This window comes from Roseateles sp., from assembly GCF_031397715.1.
In the GTDB taxonomy this organism is placed as follows: Bacteria; Pseudomonadota; Gammaproteobacteria; order Burkholderiales; family Burkholderiaceae_C; genus Paucibacter_A.
The window spans coordinates 1-2,254 of record NZ_JANNMI010000009.1 but is presented as its reverse complement, the minus strand read 5'-3'; the positions used below and the strand labels follow the sequence as shown (position 1 = coordinate 2,254).

Genomic DNA, 2,254 nt, shown 5'->3' with positions numbered 1-2,254 from the left:
CCCACCGCCAGCAGCGTGATGCTTTGCGCGCTGCGCCCTGCGGCTGCCGCTGCGGCGCCGATGCGCTGCTTCACTTCTTGCAGGTTGCTTCCGATGCTGCCCATAATCCCCCGAGACTCTAGGCGCGGGCCGTCGCGGCGCGCGCGTCATTCATGGATATCACCCAGCTGCTTGCGTTTTCGGTCAAGAACAAGGCGTCTGACCTCCACTTGTCGGCCGGGCTGCCGCCGATGATCCGTGTGCACGGCGACGTGCGGCGCATCAACGTCGAGCCGCTGGACCACAAGATGGTGCATGCGATGGTGTACGACATCATGAACGATGCCCAGCGCAAGCACTACGAGGACACGCTGGAGTGCGACTTCAGTTTCGAGATCCAGGGCCTGGCGCGCTTTCGCGTCAACGCTTTCAATCACAACCGCGGGGCCGGCGCGGTGTTCCGCACCATCCCAAGCAAGATCCTGTCGCTTGAGCAACTCAACGCGCCGAAGATTTTTGCCGAGCTGGCGCTGCGCCCACGCGGTTTGGTCTTGGTGACCGGGCCGACCGGCTCGGGTAAGTCGACCACGCTGGCCGCCATGGTCAACCATTTGAACGAAAACGAATACGGTCACATCCTCACCATTGAGGACCCGATCGAGTTCGTGCATGAATCCAAAAAGAGCCTGATCAACCAGCGCGAGGTCGGGCCGCACACGATGAGCTTCGCCAACGCCCTGAAGTCGGCGCTGCGTGAAGATCCGGATGCGGTGCTGGTCGGTGAAATGCGTGACCTGGAGACGATCAGGCTGGCGCTGACGGCGGCCGAAACCGGCCACCTGGTCTTCGGCACCCTGCACACCAGTTCGGCCGCCAAGACGGTGGACCGGATCGTTGACGTGTTTCCAGCGGCCGAAAAAGAAATGGTGCGGGCGATGGTGTCGGAGTCGCTGGTCGGCGTGATCTCGCAAAGCCTGTGCAAGCTCAAGGACGGTACCGGCCGGGTCGCGGCGCACGAGATCATGCTGGGCACCTCGGCGATCCGCAATTTGATCCGCGAGAACAAGGTGGCGCAGATGTATTCGTCGATCCAGACGGGCAACAGCCAGGGCATGCAGACTTTGGACCAAAACCTGACCGACCTGGTGCGGCGCAACATCAGTGCGCCGTCGGAAGCCCGGGCAAAAGCCAAGTTTCCGGAGAACTTTCCGGGCTAGAAATGGAGCCCCCGGTTCGGCGACTACGCCGACCCACCCCCCGAGGGGGTGCAATCCGATGTGGGTCGTGGCCCGCCTCGGATTGCACGGCGGGCCGGCTTGGGAGCGGCCCGGCGCTCGGCCCGATGGGCTTTGAAACGGAGAATTCATGGAACGCGATCAAGCCACCAAATTCATCAACGACCTGTTGCGCTTGATGATCTCGCGCAAGGGTTCGGATCTGTTCCTGACGGCCGAATTTCCGCCCGCCATCAAGGTTGACGGCAAGGTCACCAAGGTCTCGCCTCAGCCGCTGACCGGCCAGCACACGCTGCAGCTGGCGCGCGCCATCATGAACGACAAGCAGGCGGCCGAATTCGAGCGCAGCAAGGAATGCAATTTCGCCATTTCGCCGCAGGGCGTCGGCCGTTTCCGGGCTAACGCCTTTATTCAGCAGGGCTCGGTCGGCCTGGTGCTGCGCACCATCCCCGCCGAGGTACCGACCATCGCCTCGCTGGATTTGCCGCTCATTTTGAAGCAAGTGGTGCAGGCCAAGCGCGGCTTGGTGATCGTGGTCGGCGCCACCGGCTCGGGCAAAAGCACCTCACTGGCGGCGATGGTCGATGAGCGCAACCAAACCACCTTTGGCCACATCATCACGATCGAAGACCCGATCGAGTTCGTTCACCCGCACAAGAACTGCATCATCACCCAGCGCGAGGTCGGCATCGACACCGACAGCTGGGAGCTGGCGCTCAAAAACACCTTGAGGCAAGCCCCCGATGTGATCCTGATGGGCGAGGTGCGCGACCGCGAGACCATGGAGCATGCGGTCGCCTTCGCCGAGACCGGCCACCTCTGCATGGCAACGCTGCACGCCAACAGCGCTAACCAAGCGCTTGACCGGATCATCAGCGTGAGGTTAATGCGATAGCGGCGTTTGGATGTCCTCCATCGTACGAACTCCGGCTCTTAGTCGTGGAAGTGCGGTTTGTCGTCTGAAAATTGTGGAGCACTTCCGAACGTCTCTTCCGGCTTCGCGGTCGTCTAGGACGCCAGAAGACAGATCGCATGCGGCG

At 62.2% G+C, this 2,254-nt stretch carries 1 protein-coding gene and 1 pseudogene; both read left to right on the top strand.

Features of this window, described 5'->3' with window-relative positions:
• The first annotated feature begins 152 nt into the window (after nucleotides 1-152).
• Entirely contained in the window at nucleotides 153-1,196 is a 1,044-nt protein-coding gene (locus tag RMO57_RS00360) for a type IV pilus twitching motility protein PilT (RefSeq protein ID WP_310383198.1), read from the top strand.
• 148 nt (nucleotides 1,197-1,344) lie between these two features.
• A pseudogene (locus RMO57_RS00355) lies at nucleotides 1,345-2,091 on the top strand (PilT/PilU family type 4a pilus ATPase); the annotation flags it as partial.
• Nucleotides 2,092-2,254 lie beyond the last annotated feature (163 nt).